The 15,960-nt window shown below is 70.5% G+C and carries 14 protein-coding genes and 2 riboswitches; of the genes, 9 read left to right on the forward strand and 5 right to left on the reverse strand.

The window, feature by feature from the left end; translation table 11 throughout:
• Window positions 1–114: 114 nt before the first annotated feature.
• Both leuA and ACWDZ7_RS30350 read left to right on the forward strand, forming a co-directional pair.
• Window positions 115–1,824, forward strand: a complete 1,710-nt coding sequence (gene leuA, locus ACWDZ7_RS30345) for a 2-isopropylmalate synthase (RefSeq protein WP_451801501.1) — start codon at window positions 115–117, stop codon at window positions 1,822–1,824.
• Window positions 1,821–2,630, forward strand: coding sequence for an ABC transporter ATP-binding protein (locus ACWDZ7_RS30350; protein WP_451801380.1), 810 nt, complete (start codon window positions 1,821–1,823; stop codon window positions 2,628–2,630). Before leuA ends, ACWDZ7_RS30350 begins: the two co-directional genes overlap by 4 nt.
• Window positions 2,631–2,703: 73 nt before the next feature.
• Here ACWDZ7_RS30350 and ACWDZ7_RS30355 read toward each other — a convergent pair whose 3' ends face one another.
• A complete protein-coding gene (locus ACWDZ7_RS30355) occupies window positions 2,704–2,916 on the reverse strand; it encodes an EF-hand domain-containing protein (RefSeq protein ID WP_127909582.1) in 213 nt (70 codons plus the stop codon).
• Between the two features lie 81 nt (window positions 2,917–2,997).
• Between ACWDZ7_RS30355 and ACWDZ7_RS30360 the strand changes: the two genes are divergently transcribed.
• Both ACWDZ7_RS30360 and ACWDZ7_RS30365 read left to right on the forward strand, forming a co-directional pair.
• Window positions 2,998–3,657: a GNAT family N-acetyltransferase gene (locus ACWDZ7_RS30360; protein ID WP_451801382.1), complete on the forward strand. Its 660-nt coding sequence runs from the start codon at window positions 2,998–3,000 to the stop codon at window positions 3,655–3,657.
• A 74-nt stretch (window positions 3,658–3,731) separates the two neighbouring features.
• Entirely contained in the window at window positions 3,732–5,309 is a 1,578-nt protein-coding gene (locus ACWDZ7_RS30365) for an alpha/beta hydrolase (RefSeq protein WP_451801384.1), read from the forward strand.
• A 9-nt stretch (window positions 5,310–5,318) separates the two neighbouring features.
• Here ACWDZ7_RS30365 and ACWDZ7_RS30370 read toward each other — a convergent pair whose 3' ends face one another.
• The 4 genes from ACWDZ7_RS30370 to gcvT form a co-directional block, all read right to left on the reverse strand.
• Window positions 5,319–6,719: an L-serine ammonia-lyase gene (locus ACWDZ7_RS30370; RefSeq protein WP_451801502.1), complete on the reverse strand. Its 1,401-nt coding sequence runs from the start codon at window positions 6,717–6,719 to the stop codon at window positions 5,319–5,321.
• Window positions 6,720–6,878: 159 nt separating this feature from the next.
• A complete protein-coding gene (gene glyA, locus ACWDZ7_RS30375) occupies window positions 6,879–8,138 on the reverse strand; it encodes a serine hydroxymethyltransferase (protein WP_451801386.1) in 1,260 nt (419 codons plus the stop codon).
• 11 nt (window positions 8,139–8,149) lie between these two features.
• Window positions 8,150–8,530 (reverse strand): glycine cleavage system protein GcvH, encoded by a 381-nt coding sequence (gcvH, locus tag ACWDZ7_RS30380; RefSeq protein WP_451801388.1) that lies wholly within the window; start codon window positions 8,528–8,530, stop codon window positions 8,150–8,152.
• A gap of 58 nt (window positions 8,531–8,588) precedes the next feature.
• A complete protein-coding gene (gene gcvT / locus ACWDZ7_RS30385; RefSeq protein ID WP_451801390.1) occupies window positions 8,589–9,722 on the reverse strand; it encodes a glycine cleavage system aminomethyltransferase GcvT in 1,134 nt (377 codons plus the stop codon).
• A gap of 35 nt (window positions 9,723–9,757) precedes the next feature.
• Window positions 9,758–9,884: riboswitch (glycine riboswitch) on the reverse strand.
• Window positions 9,885–9,990: riboswitch (glycine riboswitch) on the reverse strand.
• A gap of 143 nt (window positions 9,991–10,133) precedes the next feature.
• Between gcvT and ACWDZ7_RS30390 the strand changes: the two genes are divergently transcribed.
• The 5 genes from ACWDZ7_RS30390 to ACWDZ7_RS30410 all read left to right on the forward strand — a co-directional run bounded on the left by ACWDZ7_RS30390 (window position 10,134) and on the right by ACWDZ7_RS30410 (window position 15,836).
• The gene (locus ACWDZ7_RS30390) at window positions 10,134–10,853 is read left to right on the forward strand and encodes an AAA family ATPase (protein ID WP_451801503.1); all 720 of its coding nucleotides are present in this window, start codon (window positions 10,134–10,136) and stop codon (window positions 10,851–10,853) included.
• Window positions 10,854–10,922: 69 nt separating this feature from the next.
• Complete coding sequence (locus tag ACWDZ7_RS30395) at window positions 10,923–11,702, forward strand: enhanced serine sensitivity protein SseB (RefSeq protein ID WP_451801392.1); 780 nt, start codon at window positions 10,923–10,925, stop codon at window positions 11,700–11,702.
• A 151-nt stretch (window positions 11,703–11,853) separates the two neighbouring features.
• Window positions 11,854–12,627 carry an enhanced serine sensitivity protein SseB C-terminal domain-containing protein gene (locus ACWDZ7_RS30400; RefSeq protein ID WP_451801394.1) on the forward strand — a complete coding sequence of 258 codons (774 nt, stop codon included), beginning with the start codon at window positions 11,854–11,856 and terminating at the stop codon, window positions 12,625–12,627.
• Between the two features lie 308 nt (window positions 12,628–12,935).
• Window positions 12,936–13,940: an ABC transporter permease gene (locus tag ACWDZ7_RS30405; protein ID WP_451801396.1), complete on the forward strand. Its 1,005-nt coding sequence runs from the start codon at window positions 12,936–12,938 to the stop codon at window positions 13,938–13,940.
• A 102-nt stretch (window positions 13,941–14,042) separates the two neighbouring features.
• On the forward strand, window positions 14,043–15,836 hold the full coding sequence (locus tag ACWDZ7_RS30410; protein WP_451801398.1) for an ABC transporter substrate-binding protein: 1,794 nt from the start codon (window positions 14,043–14,045) through the stop codon (window positions 15,834–15,836).
• Window positions 15,837–15,960 lie beyond the last annotated feature (124 nt).

The raw sequence follows: 15,960 nt of genomic DNA on the forward strand, positions 1-15,960 counted from the left end.
CCGAGCCCAGGAGCAGATTCTTCCGTGACCACGCCTCCCGTGACCACGCCTCCCGTGACCACACCTTCCGTCACTTCACCCACGTACGACTGGAACCCCCAGCGCCCCGGCCCCATGCCGCACCACCGCTACCGCCCCTACCAGGAGCGGGTGAACGTCCCCGTTCAGGAGCGAAGCTGGCCGAGTGCCCGGATCGAGCGGGCGCCCCTCTGGGTCCCCGTCGACCTGCGTGACGGCAATCAGGCGCTCGCCGAGCCGATGGACACCGGCCGCAAGCGGCGCTTCTTCGATCTGCTCGTCTCGATGGGGTTCAAGGAGATCGAGGCCGGCTATCCGTCGGCCAGCCGGACGGACTTCGAGTTCGTCCGCCACCTCGCCGAACTGAGCGCGCGCGGCGACGGCGCGCTGCCCGACGACGTAACTGTCGTCGTCTTCACGCCCGCCAAGCCCGAGCTGATCGACCGCACCTTCGAGTCGATCGAGGGGCTGCCGCGCGCCGTCGTACATCTGTACATCCCCACCTCGCCCGTCTGGCGCGACGTCGTCCTCGGGCGGTCGCGCGCCGAGGTGTACGACGTGGTCAAGGAGGCCGCCGCGCACATGGCGCGGCTCGCCGACGCGCGGCCGCACGCCGACATCCGCTTCCAGTTCGCCCCCGAGACGTTCAACCTGACCGAGCCCGACTACGTCCTGGACGTCTGCAACGGCCTGACCGAGCTGTGGGACGCGAGCCCCGACCGGCCCGTCACGCACAATCTGCCGGCGACCGTCGAGATCGCGACCCCGAACGTGTACGCCGACCAGATCGAGTACACGCACCGCAACCTCGCCCGGCGCGACTCCGTCATCCTCTCCGTCCACCCCCACAACGACCGCGGCACCGGTGTCGCCTGCGCCGAACTCGCCGTCCTCGCCGGGGCCCAGCGCGTCGAGGGCTGCCTGTTCGGCAACGGCGAGCGGACCGGCAACGTCGACCTGGTGACGCTCGCCCTCAACCTCTACGCCCAGGGAGTCGATCCGATGATCGACTTCTCGGACATCGACGCCGTGCGCGAGGTGGTCGAGTACTGCAACCGCCTGCCCGTGCACCCCCGCCACCCCTACGCCGGAGATCTCGTCCACACCGCGTTCTCCGGCACCCACCAGGACGCCATCAGCAAGGGCTTCGCCCATCACGCCCGCCGGGCCGCCGAGCTGGGCGTACCGGAGAGCGACGCGCCGTGGGACGTTCCGTATCTGCCCATCGACCCCGCCGACATCGGCCGCTCCTACGAGGCCGTCATCCGCGTCAACTCCCAGTCGGGCAAGGGCGGAATGGCGTACCTGCTCCAGACCCGGCACGGTCTCGACCTGCCGCAGGACATGCGGCCCGACTTCTCGCGCGTGGTACAGGAGGCCACCGACGAGAGCGGTCAGGAGGCGACGGCGAAGGAGCTGTACGAGCTGTTCCGCGCGACGTATGTCGCCCCCGGGCAGGACGGTGAGGTGGCGCTGAGCACCTGGACGGCCGACCGGGCCCCGGACGGCGCGCACCGCTTCATCTGCACCCTCCAAGTGGCCGACAGGACAGGGGACTACGAGGGCGTGGGCAACGGCCCGCTGTCCGCGTTCGTCGACGCACTCGCCGCCGCCGGGATCACCGTCGACATCCTCGACTACGCCGAGCACGCGGTGCGGGAGGGCGGCGCCAGCGAGGCCGTCGCGTACGCGCGGTGCCGGGTCGGCGACGCGGTCCGCTGGGGCGCGGGCCTGGACACCTCGGTCCTGACCGCGTCCGTGCAGGCCGTCCTCGCCGCGGTGAACCGGGCGGGGGCCACGCGGTGAGCCCCGCGGCACAAAGGAATTCGCCGCCCCCCGTCCTGCACGCGGACGCCGTCACCGTCGTCCGTGACGGCCGCCCCATCCTCGAAGACATCACCCTCACCGTCCGCCCCGGCGAGCACTGGGCGCTGCTCGGCGCCAACGGCGCGGGCAAGTCGACCCTGCTCAGCCTCTGCGGCGCCGTCAGCCACCCCACGCACGGCACGGTCGAGGTGCTCGGGCGCCGCCTGGGCAGCGTCGACCTGCGCGACCTTCGGGCGTACGTCGGTCATGTGAACCCGCGCCACCCTCTGCGCTCACCGCTGCCGGTCCGTGACGTGGTCCTCACCGGGCTGACCAACAGCACAGAACCGGTGCCGCGTCGGCGTCCGACGCTCGAGCAGGAGGAGCAGGCCGACCGCCTGATCGACCTGCTGGGCCTCGCGCACCGCGCCGACGCCCGTTGGCCCACGCTCTCCCAGGGCGAGCGCGGCCGCACGCTGATCGCGCGCTCCCTGATGCCGAGGCCCCGCCTGGTGCTGCTCGACGAACCGGCCACCGGCCTGGACCTGGCCGGACGGGAACGCCTGCTCGACAGCCTGGACTCCCTGCGCGGGACCCACCCGGAACTCGCCACGGTCCTGGTCACGCACCACCTGGAGGAGCTGCCCGCCGGCACGACCCACGCGCTGCTCCTGCGCGACGGCCGCGCGCTCGCCTCCGGCGAGGTCGGGGACGTACTGACGAGCGACCGGATCAGCAAGTGCTTCGACCATCCTGTGCGGCTGGAGCGCAGGGAGGGCCGCTGGAGCGTGCGTACGCACCGCTGAGGGATATGAGGGACAGGGATGACGGAGGGCCCGGCGCAACCCATGAACCATGCGCCGGACCCTCCACCCACGACTACTTGTTCAGGCTCGCCCAGAACTCGTCGAAGGACAGCCGCTTGTCCGCGTCGCTGTCCTTCGTGCCGATGACGGCCTCGGCCACCGTCTCGGTCATGTAGAAGTCGCCCATCTTGGCCATGGCGCTCTTCCACTCGGCCGCCGTGATGAAGCCGTCGCCGTCCGCGTCGAACTGGTCGAACGTCTTGCGCGCTTCCTCGATGTCCGCCACCGGATCCACCCCTTCTTGGTGCACTACTGACGGGGGTTAGGGTAACGGCCGTCCCGGGACCAGATCACAAGGAGTACGCCCATGGCCAGTGCCTCTGCCGAGCTCGGGGCCATCCTCGACGCCGCCGCACGCGGCGATTTCCCGCCACCGGACGGCACCACCACCGTCGTACCGCAGTCCGGCCACCGCGACGCGGGCGTGATCGCCTTCACGGCGCACTCCGTCGTCTTCACCGACGAGGACCCCGGGTGGGTGCGGTCCACGCTCGCCTCGCTCGACTGCGATCCGCTGGCGGCCACCATGAGCGCGCGCTTCCACGGCGCCTTCCTGGAACGGACGGGACGTACGACGGACACCATCGACCTCCTGACCGCCGCCACCGCCCGGCCCGGCGCCCCCGACCCGCGCCTGGAGCTGCGCGAGCTGGACGACCCGGACCATCCGCGCGTCGTCCGGGCCCGCAAGCGCCGCGACGACGTACGGGTGTGGGCGGCGGCGGGCGGCGGTGTGCTGGTCCTCGGCCGGGGCGTCGCGGGCCGCTGGGAGACATCGATCGAGGTCGAGGAGGACGTACGCCACCGGGGCCTCGGCCGCGCGCTGGCGAGCGCGGCACGGCACCTCATACCGGACGGTGACGTGGTGTGGGCGCAGCAGTCACCGGGCAACGCGCGCAGCGTCCGGACCTTCCAGGCGGCGGGCTACCGCCCGGTGGGCTCGGAGGCGCTGTTCTTCGCGCCCTGACCCACGCGAATGGCCGCGCCGCAGCTGTGCCCCGCCGTCCCGCCGCGCCCCGCAGGCCCCTAGGAGGAGCCCCCTTGAACCTCGCACCCCGCCTCCGCCGCCCCGCGCCCCTCGCCCTGGTCGCCCTCACCACCGCGCTGGCGCTCGTCGGCTGTACCGCGGGGAGCGGCGCGGAGCCCGGCGGGAACAAGGACGTTGATCCCGCCGCCCGGGCCGACCTCAAGCGCTTCTACGGCCAGAGGCTGACGTGGCACCGGTGCGGCGACGGCCTCCGCTGTGCCCGCCTCACCGTGCCCCGCGACTACGCCCACCCCGAGAACGGCAAGACCTTCGTCCTGCCGGTGGCGAAGGCGGCCACGGCGGCGCCCGGTGAACGCATCGGCTCGCTCGTCTACAACCCGGGCGGCCCTGGCGCCTCCGGAGTGAGCGACCTCACGTCGGACAGCGGCGAGGTCTTCAGCGCCGGGGTGCGTGCCCGCTTCGACATCGTCTCCTTCGACCCGCGGGGCGTAGGCGGCAGCCGACCCGCGGTGAAGTGCGCGGAGGCCGACGACGAGGACGGGTCGGACGGCGCCCCGGACCCCATCAGCCCCGAGACCCGTGACCAGCGCCACCGCGCCCTCGCCGTGGCGCACGCCGGCGCCCTGGCGTGCGTGAAGGGCAGCGGCGGCATCCTGCGCCAGGTCGGCACCGAGGACGCGGCCCGCGACATGGACGTCCTGCGGGCGGCCCTCGGCGACCGGAAGCTGACCTTCATGGGCTGGTCCTACGGCACGAGCCTCGGCACCTCGTACGCCGAACAGTTCCCGCACCGCGTCCGCGCCCTTGCCCTGGACGGCGCCATCGACCCCTCCTTGACCTGGTCGGAGCGGGCCGTCAGCCAAGGTGCGGGCTTCCGCGGGGCCGTCGAGGACTACGCCGAGCACTGCGCGGACATCGCGGGGGACAGCTGCCCCGGTGTCACCCCGGAGGAGATATCGGAACTGATCGACGAGCTGTACGAGAAGGCGGCGCGCGAGCCGCTGCCGGTCACCGACGGCACGGCGTACGAAGTGGACGCGCGGACGCTGCTCGACGTCGTCACGGCCGCGATGTACAGCCCGGAGGACGACTGGGAACCCCTGTCCGACGCACTGCGCGAGGCCGCGGACGGCGACGCCACCCGCATCGCCGAACTGGCGGAGGGCCCCAGCACGGGCACCACCACCAGCACCGCCACCAGTTCCAGGACCAGCGCCGACAACGAGGACGAGGCCCTCCTCGCCGTCAGCTGCCTGGACACCCCCCACCCACGCGGCGCCCGCCCCTACTGGGACGCCCTCGCCACCGCCGACAAGGCCGCCGGCGTCTACGGCACGTCAAGCGTCGTCGACGAACTCACCTGCAAGGACTGGCCCGCCGGCACCCAGCACCCGCACCGCGTCCGCGCCGGGGACGGCGTCCCACCCGTCCTGGTCGTGGGCACCACGGGCGACCCGGCGACACCGTACGAGGAGGCGGAGAGCCTCGCGGACCAGTTCCCCGGCGGCATGCTCCTGACGTACGAGGGCGTGGGCCACACCGCGTACGGCCGCGGCAACGGCTGCGTCACGGACGCGGTGGACGACTACCTCATCGACCTGAAGCGGATCCGCCCCGACACGACCTGCTAGCCCAGCTCCTCAGCACTCGATGATGTTCACCGCGAGCCCACCCCGAGCCGTCTCCTTGTACTTGACGCTCATGTCCGCGCCGGTCTCCTTCATGGTCTTGATGACCTTGTCGAGGGACACCTTGTGGGAGCCGTCGCCCCGCATCGCCATCTTCGCGGCCGTCACGGCCTTCACGGCCGCCATGCCGTTGCGCTCGATGCACGGGATCTGGACGAGGCCGCCGACCGGGTCGCAGGTCAGGCCGAGGTTGTGCTCCATGCCGATCTCGGCGGCGTTCTCGACCTGCTCGGGGGAGCCGCCGAGGACCTCCGCGAGGGCGCCGGCCGCCATCGAGCAGGCCGAGCCGACCTCGCCCTGGCAGCCGACCTCGGCGCCGGAGATGGAGGCGTTCTCCTTGAAGAGCATGCCGATCGCGCCCGCCGCGAGCAGGAAGCGGACCACGCCCTCGTCCCTCTCCTCCTGGGAGGAGCCGCCGGGCACGAAGTTCATGTAGTAGTGCAGGACGGCCGGGATGATGCCCGCCGCGCCGTTCGTCGGGGCGGTCACGACGCGGCCGCCCGCGGCGTTCTCCTCGTTCACGGCCATGGCGTAGAGCGTGATCCACTCCATCGAGCGGGCCTGCGGGTCGCCCTCGGCGCGCAGCTGGCGGGCGGAGTTCGCCGCGCGGCGGCGGACCTTCAGGCCGCCCGGCAGGATTCCCTCGCGGGACATGCCGCGGGAGACGCACGCCTGCATGACCCGCCAGATGTCGAGGAGGCCCTCGCGGATCTCCTCCTCGGTGCGCCAGGCCTTCTCGTTCTCCAGCATCATGGCGGAGATGGACAGCCCGGACTCCTGGGCGAGCCGCAGCAGCTCGTCGCCGGTGCGGAAGGGGTACTTGAGGACGGTGTCGTCCGGCACGATCGGGTTCTCGCCCGCCGCGCCCTCCTGGTCCAGCACGGTCTCGTCGACGACGAAGCCGCCGCCCACGGAGTAGTACGTCTTCTCCAGGACGAGGGCGCCCTCACGGTCGTACGCGAAGATCGTCATGCCGTTGGCGTGGTACGGCAGGGCCTTGCGGCGGTGCAGGACCAGGTCCTCGTCGAAGTCGAAGCCGATCTCGTGCACGCCGAGGAGGTTGAGGCGTCCGCTGCTCCTGATCTCGTCGACGCGGCCGTCGGCGCTCTCCACGTTCACCGTGCGCGGCGACTCGCCCTCCAGGCCGAGCAGGACGGCCTTCGGGGTGCCGTGCCCGTGGCCGGTCGCGCCGAGCGAGCCGAACAGCTCGGCCCGTATCGCGGTGGTGTGGGCCATGAGGCCCTCGTTCTTGAGGCGGCTCGCGAACATGCGAGCGGCGCGCATCGGGCCGACCGTGTGGGAGCTGGACGGGCCGATGCCGATCGAGAACAGGTCGAAGACCGAGATGGCCACGGAGGACTCCAAGGGTTATTGGTAGACGCCGTTGTCTGCCGGGGTGGTGCAGAAATCGGGGCGTGCGCCGGGCATGAGCGGGGGCACCGCGCTCACTGTGTTCACTTCCAGTGTGCGTGGTGCCCCGACGTTACGTACGAAGGAAAGCGTACGAAACCACTACAGGTTGGGGTACAGGGGGTGCTTGTCGGCCAGGGCCGAGACCCGGGCCTTCAGGGCGTCCGCGTCGAAGCCCGGCTTGAGGGCCTCGGCGATGATGTCGGCGACCTCACGGAAGTCGTCCTCCTGGAAGCCGCGCGTGGCGAGCGCCGGGGTGCCGATCCGCAGGCCCGAGGTGACCATGGGGGGCCGCGGGTCGTTCGGGATCGTGTTGCGGTTGACCGTGATGCCGACCTCGTGGAGGCGGTCCTCGGCCTGCTGCCCGTCAAGGTCGGAGTCGCGCAGGTCCACCAGGACCAGGTGCACGTCCGTGCCGCCGGACAGGACGTCGACGCCGACGGCCTTGGCGTCGTCCCGGACCAGGCGCTCGGCCAGGATGCGGGCGCCGTCCAGGGTGCGCTGCTGGCGCTCCTTGAACTCGTCCGAGGCCGCGACCTTGAAGGAGACGGCCTTCGCCGCGATCACGTGCTCCAGCGGGCCGCCCTGGAAGCCGGGGAAGACCGCGGAGTTCAGCTTCTTCGCGAAGTCCTTGTTGCGCGCCAGGATGATACCGCCGCGCGGGCCGCCCAGCGTCTTGTGCGTGGTGGAGGTCACCACGTCCGCGTACGGCACCGGGTTCGGGTGCAGACCGGCGGCGACGAGACCGGCGAAGTGCGCCATGTCGACCCACAGGTACGCGCCGACCTCGTCGGCGATCCGGCGGAACTCGGCGAAGTCCAGCTGACGCGGGTAGGCGGACCAGCCCGCGATGATCACCTTGGGGCTGTTCTCCTTGGCCAGGCGCTCGACCTCGGCCATGTCGACCAGGCCGGCCTCGTCCACGTGGTACGGGACCACGTTGAACTGCTTGCCGGAGAAGTTCAGGCGCATCCCGTGGGTGAGGTGGCCGCCGTGCGCCAGGTCGAGGCCGAGGATCGTGTCGCCGGGCTGGGCGATCGCGAAGAGGGCGGCCTGGTTGGCGGAGGCGCCGGAGTGCGGCTGGACGTTGGCGTACTCGGCGCCGAACAGCTCCTTGACGCGCTCGATCGCGAGTCGCTCGGCGACGTCGACGTGCTCACAGCCGCCGTAGTAGCGGCGGCCGGGGTAGCCCTCGGCGTATTTGTTGGTCAGGACGGTGCCCTGGGCCTCCATGACGGCGACCGGAGCGAAGTTCTCCGAGGCGATCATTTCGAGGGTCGACTGCTGGCGGTGGAGCTCGGCGTCGACGGCGGCGGCGACGTCCGGGTCCAGCTCGTGGAGAGGGGTGTTCAGAAGCGACATCGGGGAGATCCTTAGCTGCCGGAGAACTCGGTGTACTCGTCCGCGGAGAGCAGGTCCTTCGGCTCCTCCGTGGTCCGGACCTTGAAGAGCCAACCGCCCTCGAACGGCGCGGAGTTCACCAGCGACGGGTCGTCCACGACGTCCTGGTTGGCCTCGACGACCTCGCCGGTCACCGGGGAGTACAGGTCGCTGACCGACTTGGTCGACTCCAGCTCGCCACAGGTCTCGCCCGCGGTCACCGTCTCGCCGACCTCCGGAAGCTGCACGAAGACGACGTCACCGAGCGCGTTGGCCGCGTGCTCCGTGATGCCGACCGTCGAGACGCCCTCCTGGGCGTCCGACAGCCACTCGTGCTCCTTGCTGTAACGCAGCTGCTGGGGGTTGTTGCTCATGACCTGAATTCTCCTGTACGCGGGTGGGTGCTGCGGAACGGGAAAGATGTGCGGGGGGTCACTTCTGACGCTTGTAGAACGGCAGCGCCACGACCTCGTACGGCTCGTGGGTGCCCCGGATGTCCACGCCGACGCCCGGCGTGCCCGGGGCGGCGTGCTCCGCGTCGACGTACGCCATGGCGATCGGCTTGCCCAGCGTCGGGGACGGGGCGCCGGAGGTGACCTCGCCGATGACCTCGCCGTCCGCGACCACGGAGAAGCCCGCGCGCGGGACGCGGCGGCCCGAGGCGATCAGGCCGACGAGCTTGCGCGGCGGGGCGGACTCGGCGCGCTCGGCGGCGGCCGCGAGCGCCGCGCGCCCCACGAAGGTCTCCGCCTGCGACGTCTTCTCGAACTTGACCACCCGGCCGAGCCCGGCGTCGAACGGCGTCAGCTCGGCGGTCAGCTCGTGCCCGTACAGCGGCATGCCCGCCTCCAGGCGCAGCGTGTCGCGGCAGGACAGGCCGGCCGGGACCATGCCGACGGGCGTGCCCGCCTCCATGAGCGCGTTCCACAGCTTCTCGGCGTCACCGGGAGCGACGAACAGCTCGAAGCCGTCCTCGCCGGTGTAGCCCGTGCGGGCGATCAGTGCGGGGACGCCCGCGACAGTGCCGGGCAGGCCCGCGTAGTACTTCAGGCCATCCAGGTCGGCGTCCGTGAGGGACTTCAGGATGCCGGGGGACTCGGGGCCCTGGACGGCCAGCAGCGCGTACGCGTCGCGGTCGTCGCGGACCTCCGCGTCGAAGCCGTCGGCGCGGGCGGTGAGCGCGTCCAGCACGACCTGCGCGTTGGAGGCGTTGGCGACCACCATGTACTGGGGGGCCTCGGCCTCACCGAGGCGGTAGACGATCAGGTCGTCCAGAATGCCGCCGTCCTCGGCGACGATCATGGTGTAGCGGGCGCGGCCGACACCGACGGAGCCGATGTTGCCGACCAGCGCGAAGTTCAGGAAGTCCACGGCCTCAGGGCCGGTGACGGTGATCTCGCCCATGTGGGAGAGGTCGAAGAGACCGGCCTTGGCGCGCACGGCGTTGTGCTCGTCGCGCTCGCTGCCGTACCGCAGCGGCATGTCCCAGCCCGCGAAATCGGTCATGGTCGCGCCGAGCGCCCGATGGACGCCATCGAGTGCGGTCAGACGGGGGGCAGTGCTCATGAAGGGAACTCCCAGGGCATGACGGGCGAGGTCGATCCTCCCCATCTGTCATCGGAACCTGAGAGGTTCGCCGAGAGCGTCCCGATCTTCGAGAGGATCGGGGGCCCGCCGGCTTGCACCTTGGGTGGGGCCGACGGCTGCCGGCCCGCTTTTCAGATGTGCCTCGCCCGCGCGGTACGGGGCCTGAGAGATTCAAGGGAGGGACTTGCTCCTTCGGCGCCCCAGCACGTCGTACGACGGCTGCCGGGGACTCTCCCGCGCGGATTCAAACGGCCGGTATGGAGTTGGCGGGCACATCATTGCACGCGGCGCGGGCCAGGGGGACTGGTGGTCCGACTCGCGGTCAGGGAATTCCCTTGTGCCGCATTACCTTCTCTTTACACTTGCCGGGGAAAGCAGTACGTGACCGCTATGGGGAGGCCGATCACGGTGCGCAGCAGGACGAGTGTGTACGCCACGACCACTTACGCCACAGGCAGCTACGCCACGACCACGGGAGTGGCGCTGCCGAAGCAGGCTGCCGCCCCGGTCCGGGAGGGCTGCGGCCCGCACCCCGTGGCCGTCGTCCGCGATCTGCGGCAGCGGGCCGGCCACAGCCCGCACCGCCTCACCTTCGACGAGGGCGACCTGGTCGTCGTCTCCGGGCTGCCCGGTGGCGGAAAGTCGACGCTGATGCGGCAGGCCGTGACGGGGCCCCGCATCGACTCCCAGGACACCCGGGACCGCTGGGCCCGCCGGATGCCCCGCCTGCTGCCGTACGCGGTCTACCGCCCCCTCGTCCGCCTCGCGCACTACGCGGGCCTGCGCCGCGTCCTGCGCTCCGGGGCCGGCGTCGTCGTACACGACTGCGGCACCCAGCCCTGGGTGCGCCGCTGGCTCGCCCGTGAGGCCGCCCGGCGCGGCAGGACACTGCACCTGCTGCTGCTCGACGTGCCCGCGGACACCGCCCTCCAGGGCCAGCGCGAGCGCGGCCGGGGCGTCTCCCGGTACGCCTTCGCGCGCCACCGCAGAACGGTCGGCCGGCTGGTGGGCGCCGCCGAGCGCGGCGACCTGCCGCGCGGCTGCGGCTCGGCGGTGCTCCTGGACCGTGCGGCGGCGCAGGTGCTGCGGGGGATCGCCTTCGACCGCTGAGGGCGGCCGACGCTAGGGTTCAGCCGCAGGCAGAGGGCAGCAGAGCGGTCGCGAGCAGGGGTTGGACAGATGGACTTTCCGGCGCAGGCACACGCCCATCCGTACGGCGGATGGCCGGGCAACGAACTCGAAGAGGTCCTCGCGGCCTCCCTCGGCGGCCCCGCGTCGGCGGGCGCCCGGATCGTCGAGGTCCTCGGGCGCAGCCGGATATGGATCCCGCTGCCGAACGGCGGCGGCCCCGACAGCGCCACCCTGGACCTGCCGACCCTGGAGATCGACGGGCAGGCGTACGTCCCCGTCTTCACCTCCGAGCAGCAGTTCCGCCAGGCCCTCGGCGACGCGGCGGACCGCATGGGCTGCACGGTGGCGCCCGCCGTCGAGTTCGCCCGCGGGCTCCCGCCGCAGCTGGGCATCGCGCTGAACCCGGACGGCACTGTCGGGGCCCCGCTGCCGCCGCCCGCCGTCGCCGAGCTGTGCCGGGCCGGACGCACCCCGCTGGACGGGCCCGCGGCCGGCGGCCGTGTCCGCCTCTTCGAGCCGGACTGGAAGGAGGACCCCGTGGACTTCCTGGCCGCCGCCGGCACGGAGTTCGAGGCGACGGGCGTCGTGCTCACCGCGCGCCGCTGCCTGGCCGCCATCGAGACGGACGAGCCGACCCTCTTTGTCGGCGTCGAGCTGTCCACGTGGGAGGGCGCCGCCCGCGACCTGCCGATGGAGGCCCTGGGCCGCGCCCTCGGCCGGGTCCCGGTGGGCTGGCCGGTGAACCTCGTCCTGCTCGACGTGGCGCAGGACCCGGTGGGCGACTGGCTGCGCGCCAAGGTGCGGCCGTTCTACCAGCGCCAGGCCTGAGCCCGCACCGGTCCGGGCGAGACGTTGGGCGAGTCCCTGGGCGAGACGCTGAGGCGCGTACGTCAAGTCCGCGCCCAGATCGCCGCTTAAGCTGGTTCCATGGCCCGGCCGGGCACATGTTCTCGGGTTCTTGGTGAAGGGGCGGTTACGGGTGAGTGCGTCGGGCACGGCTGCGGCCGGGCAGATCGAGCAGATGCTGCGCCAGGTGACGCCGGGGCGTTACGACGCGTACGAGGCACTGCTGCGCGCGCTCGCCGCCGACCAGGTGTGGATGCTGCTCTGGCACGGCCAGGCCGGCTCCCCCGACGCCCAGTACGGGAACATGGAGGTCGAGGGCCTCGGCTACGCCCCCTGTGTGACCTCCGCCCAGGAGCTGTCAGCCAGTGGCTGGAACCGCAGCTATGAAGTGGTGCGCGGCGTCGACGTCTCCCGCACCCTCTACCCCGACCACTACGGCCTGTGGCTGAACCCGCACGCCCCCGGCGGCGGCGTCGGCATCCCCTGGCTCGATCTGCGCCGCATCGCCACGGGCCTGGACCTGCTGCCCGCGGGACCGCTCAGGCTCACCGAGCCGAGCATCGAACTCCCCCAGTTCTACGCCCTGTTGACGCAGAACGCGCACCGCACCCCCGCCGTGCGCTCGCTGCGCCGCGCCTGGGTGCAGCCCGCGCTCGGTGCGCCGTATCTGGCCATCGGCCTCGACGTGTACGACACGTCGCCGCCGTCGGTCGACGCGGTGCGCGCGATGATGCGGCAGTCCATCGCCGCCGTCCCGGAGGGCCTGCCTGTCTCGACCGTCGCGATGTCCGACGACTACGACCCGGTCGCCATGTGGCTGCGGGCCAACGCCCGCCCGTTCTACGACCGCGAGGCCCAGGCGGCCCCGGCGCCCGCGGGCGGGTATGGCTACCCCGCGCAGTACTGACCGGTACTGAGCAGCTCGAACGGACACGATGTCCGTTCTGATGCAGGTGGGGCCCTATGGACCCCCGTGCAGTCTTGCACCCCAACTGCCCCGTGTTCGCCCCTCGTTCACTCGCGTCCGCATAACGGAACACCTCGATCAGCATCACGGTTGCGCATCCATTCCCCGTCAAGTCTGGTAACAGATCACGACGTGGATGAAGACTCCCGCTCCAGGGGCTTTCGCCCCCTGGGTACGACGGACTGATCACGTCGCTACAGCGGCAAGTGCGGGCCGGTCACCACCGGTTGAGAGGGGTCCCTGCCACGATGACGGCACCATTGCATGACACACCTGCGGACGCGGACCCGACCGAGGACGTCGCTCCCGCAGTTGGTGCAGGGGTGAAGAAGGTCGAGGGCCGTTCCCTCAAGCAGATCGCCTGGAACCGCCTGAAGCGGGACAAGGTCGCTCTCGCGGGCGGCATCACGGTGGTCGTCCTGGTCCTGGTCGCTGTCTTCGCCCCCCTGATCGTCAGCCTGCTGGGCCATCCGCCCAACGACTTCCATCAGGAGAAGCTCGACGAGCTGACGAACCTCCCCAAGGGCGCGCTCGGCGGCATGAGCAGCGACTTCCTCTTCGGGGTCGAGCCCAACAAGGGCCGTGACGTCTTCAGCCGCATCGTCTACGGCGCGCGGATCTCGCTCCTGGTGGCGTTCCTCGCCGCCATCGTCGCCGTGGTGCTCGGCACGCTGTTCGGGATCATCGCCGGTTACTTCGGCGGCTGGGTCGACGCGCTGATCAGCCGCGTGATGGACGTGCTGCTCTCCTTCCCGCAGCTGCTCTTCATCATCTCCCTCGTCTCCGTGCTCCCCGACGACCTGCTCGGCCTGACCGGCTCCAGCGTGCGCGTCGCGATCCTCGTCCTGGTCATCGGCTTCTTCGGCTGGCCCTACGTCGGACGGATCGTCCGAGGCCAGACGCTCTCGCTCCGTGAACGCGAGTACGTCGAAGCGGCCCGCAGTCTCGGCGGCGGCAAGCGCTACATCCTCTTCCGCGAGCTCCTGCCCAACCTGGTCGCCCCGATCACCGTCTACGCGACGCTGATGATCCCGACCAACATCCTCACGGAAGCGGCCCTCAGCTTCCTCGGCGCCGGTGTGCGGCCGCCGACCGCCTCATGGGGTGGCATGCTGCGCGACGCGCTCGAAACGTACGAGCACGACCCGATGTTCATGGTCTTCCCGGGTGTGACGATCTTCATCACGGTCCTGGCCTTCAACCTCTTCGGTGACGGGCTGCGGGACGCGCTCGACCCGAAGGGGACGCGTTAGAAGTCCTCGACCGACTTGCCCCTGCCGCATGTCAGGTGGCTCTATCCATGGTTCTCCGGCAGCTCAAGGCCAAGGACCGCGAATCTCGGAGGTTACGAGAAAATGCCCACAGTTTCCTCGAAACGACGGCTCACCGCTGGTGCGGCCCTCGTCGTCGCGGCGCTGGTGACCACCACGGCCTGTGGCAGCGGTGACGGTGACGGCGGTGACGGCGGCAAGGGAGCCGGTTACAACGCGGCGCTCGACAAGGTCGCCAACGCGTCCAAGAAGAAGGGGGGCACGCTGAGGATGGTCGGCAAGCAGGACCTCGACTCCGCCGACCCCCAGCGCGCCTACTACGGCATGTCGTGGGACTTCATGCGCTTCTACACCCGGCAGCTGGTGTCCTACGACACCAAGCCGGGCAAGGCGGGCACGAAGCTGGTCCCGGACCTCGCCACCTCCAACGCCAAGATCTCGGACGACGGCAAGACCTACACGTACAAGCTGCGTGATGGCCTGACCTGGGAGGACGGCTCCAAGCTGACCTCCAAGGACGTGAAGTACGGCATCGAGCGCGCCTGGGCGACGGACACCATCACCGGCGGCCCCGGCTACATCAAGCAGACGCTCGACCCCAAGAGCAAGTACAAGGGCCCTTACAAGGACACCTCGAAGCAGGGCCTCGACGCGATCGAGACGCCCGACGACCAGACCATCATCTTCAAGCTGCCCAAGCGCAACGGCGACTTCGAGCAGTTCCTGGCGATGCCGAGCGGCTCCCCGGTGAAGGCGGCCAAGGACACCAAGGCCAAGTACACCCAGCGTCCGTTCTCCTCCGGCCCCTACAAGTTCCAGCAGTACAAGGCCGGCAAGAAGATCGTCCTGGTCCGCAACGACAAGTGGAAGAAGTCCTCGGACCCGATCCGCGCGGCGCTGCCCGACAAGATCGACGTGACGATCTCCGCCAACCTGGAGGAGAACGACAAGAAGCTGATGGCGGGCGACTACGACGTCGACCTCAACGGCACGGGCATGACCCAGTCCGGCCGTGTCACTGCTGTCACGGACCACAAGGACAGCGTGGACAACATGCACACGTCCTTCGTGCGTTACGTCGCGCTCGTCCACACGGCGGAGCCCTTCAACAACGTGCACTGCCGCAAGGCAGTCTTCTATGCCACGGACTTCGCCGGACTGCAGCAGACCCGAGGAGGCAAGGTCGCGGCCGGCGACGTCGCCAACAGCACGTTCCCCGTGGCGATCCCGGGACACAGCGACTACGACCCGTACGGGGTTCTGAAGCGCAGTGCTCTGAAGGGCAAGGCCAAGGAGAAGGCAGACGCGGAGTCCCGGGCCAAGGCCAAGGACGAGCTGAAGCAGTGTGGCAAGCCGAACGGCTTCAGCACCAAGCTCACCGCCCGCAACAACAACCCGGGCGAGGTCGACGCCGCTGAGGCACTGCAGGCCCACCTCAAGAAGGTCGGCATCAACGTCGAGGTGGACGCACTGGACGGCGCCGACACCTCCAGCATCACCGGCTCGCCCTCCGTCGTGAAGAAGCGCGGCTACGGCATGACGATGAGCGGCTGGGGCCCGGACTTCCCGTCCGGCCAGGGCTACGCGCAGCCGCTGTTCGACAGCCGCTTCCTGATGCCGACCGGCAACTACAACGAGTCGCAGATCAAGGACAAGAAGGTCGACGCGCTCTTCGACAAGGCGATCGCCGAGACAGACCCGGCCAAGGCCGGCGAGATCTACAAGGAACTCGACAAGCGGATCCTCGACAACGCCGACTGGATGCCCTTCCTCTACGAGAAGAACATCACCTGGCGCGGGCCGCGGCTGACCAACGCCTACATGTCCGACGCCTACAACGGCCGTTACGACTACGTCTCGCTCGGCGTCGTCAAGTAACAAGGCTCGCATGACCCGTAGCTGATCGACTGATCGACTGATCCACACCTCTGGTCGATCGACCGTCTCACCGCCGCCGAATCCCGCCAGTCCGAAGGGCAGGTGATGGCCCGGGGCGATGGCC

This window comes from Streptomyces sp. NPDC003032, assembly GCF_053591415.1.

What these genes read in the sequence shown, in the direction of transcription:
- gcvT (WP_451801390.1), bottom strand. Translation starts at nt 9,722, where the DNA reads ATGAGCACTGCCCCCCGTCTGACCGCACTCGATGGCGTCCATCGGGCG.
- ACWDZ7_RS30360 (WP_451801382.1), top strand. Translation starts at nt 2,998, where the DNA reads ATGGCCAGTGCCTCTGCCGAGCTCGGGGCCATCCTCGACGCCGCCGCA.
- gcvH (WP_451801388.1), bottom strand. Translation starts at nt 8,530, where the DNA reads ATGAGCAACAACCCCCAGCAGCTGCGTTACAGCAAGGAGCACGAGTGG.
- ACWDZ7_RS30395 (WP_451801392.1), top strand. Translation starts at nt 10,923, where the DNA reads ATGGACTTTCCGGCGCAGGCACACGCCCATCCGTACGGCGGATGGCCG.
- ACWDZ7_RS30405 (WP_451801396.1), top strand. Translation starts at nt 12,936, where the DNA reads ATGACGGCACCATTGCATGACACACCTGCGGACGCGGACCCGACCGAG.
- glyA (WP_451801386.1), bottom strand. Translation starts at nt 8,138, where the DNA reads ATGTCGCTTCTGAACACCCCTCTCCACGAGCTGGACCCGGACGTCGCC.
- leuA (WP_451801501.1), top strand. Translation starts at nt 115, where the DNA reads ATGCCGCACCACCGCTACCGCCCCTACCAGGAGCGGGTGAACGTCCCC.
- ACWDZ7_RS30410 (WP_451801398.1), top strand. Translation starts at nt 14,043, where the DNA reads ATGCCCACAGTTTCCTCGAAACGACGGCTCACCGCTGGTGCGGCCCTC.
- ACWDZ7_RS30390 (WP_451801503.1), top strand. Translation starts at nt 10,134, where the DNA reads ATGGGGAGGCCGATCACGGTGCGCAGCAGGACGAGTGTGTACGCCACG.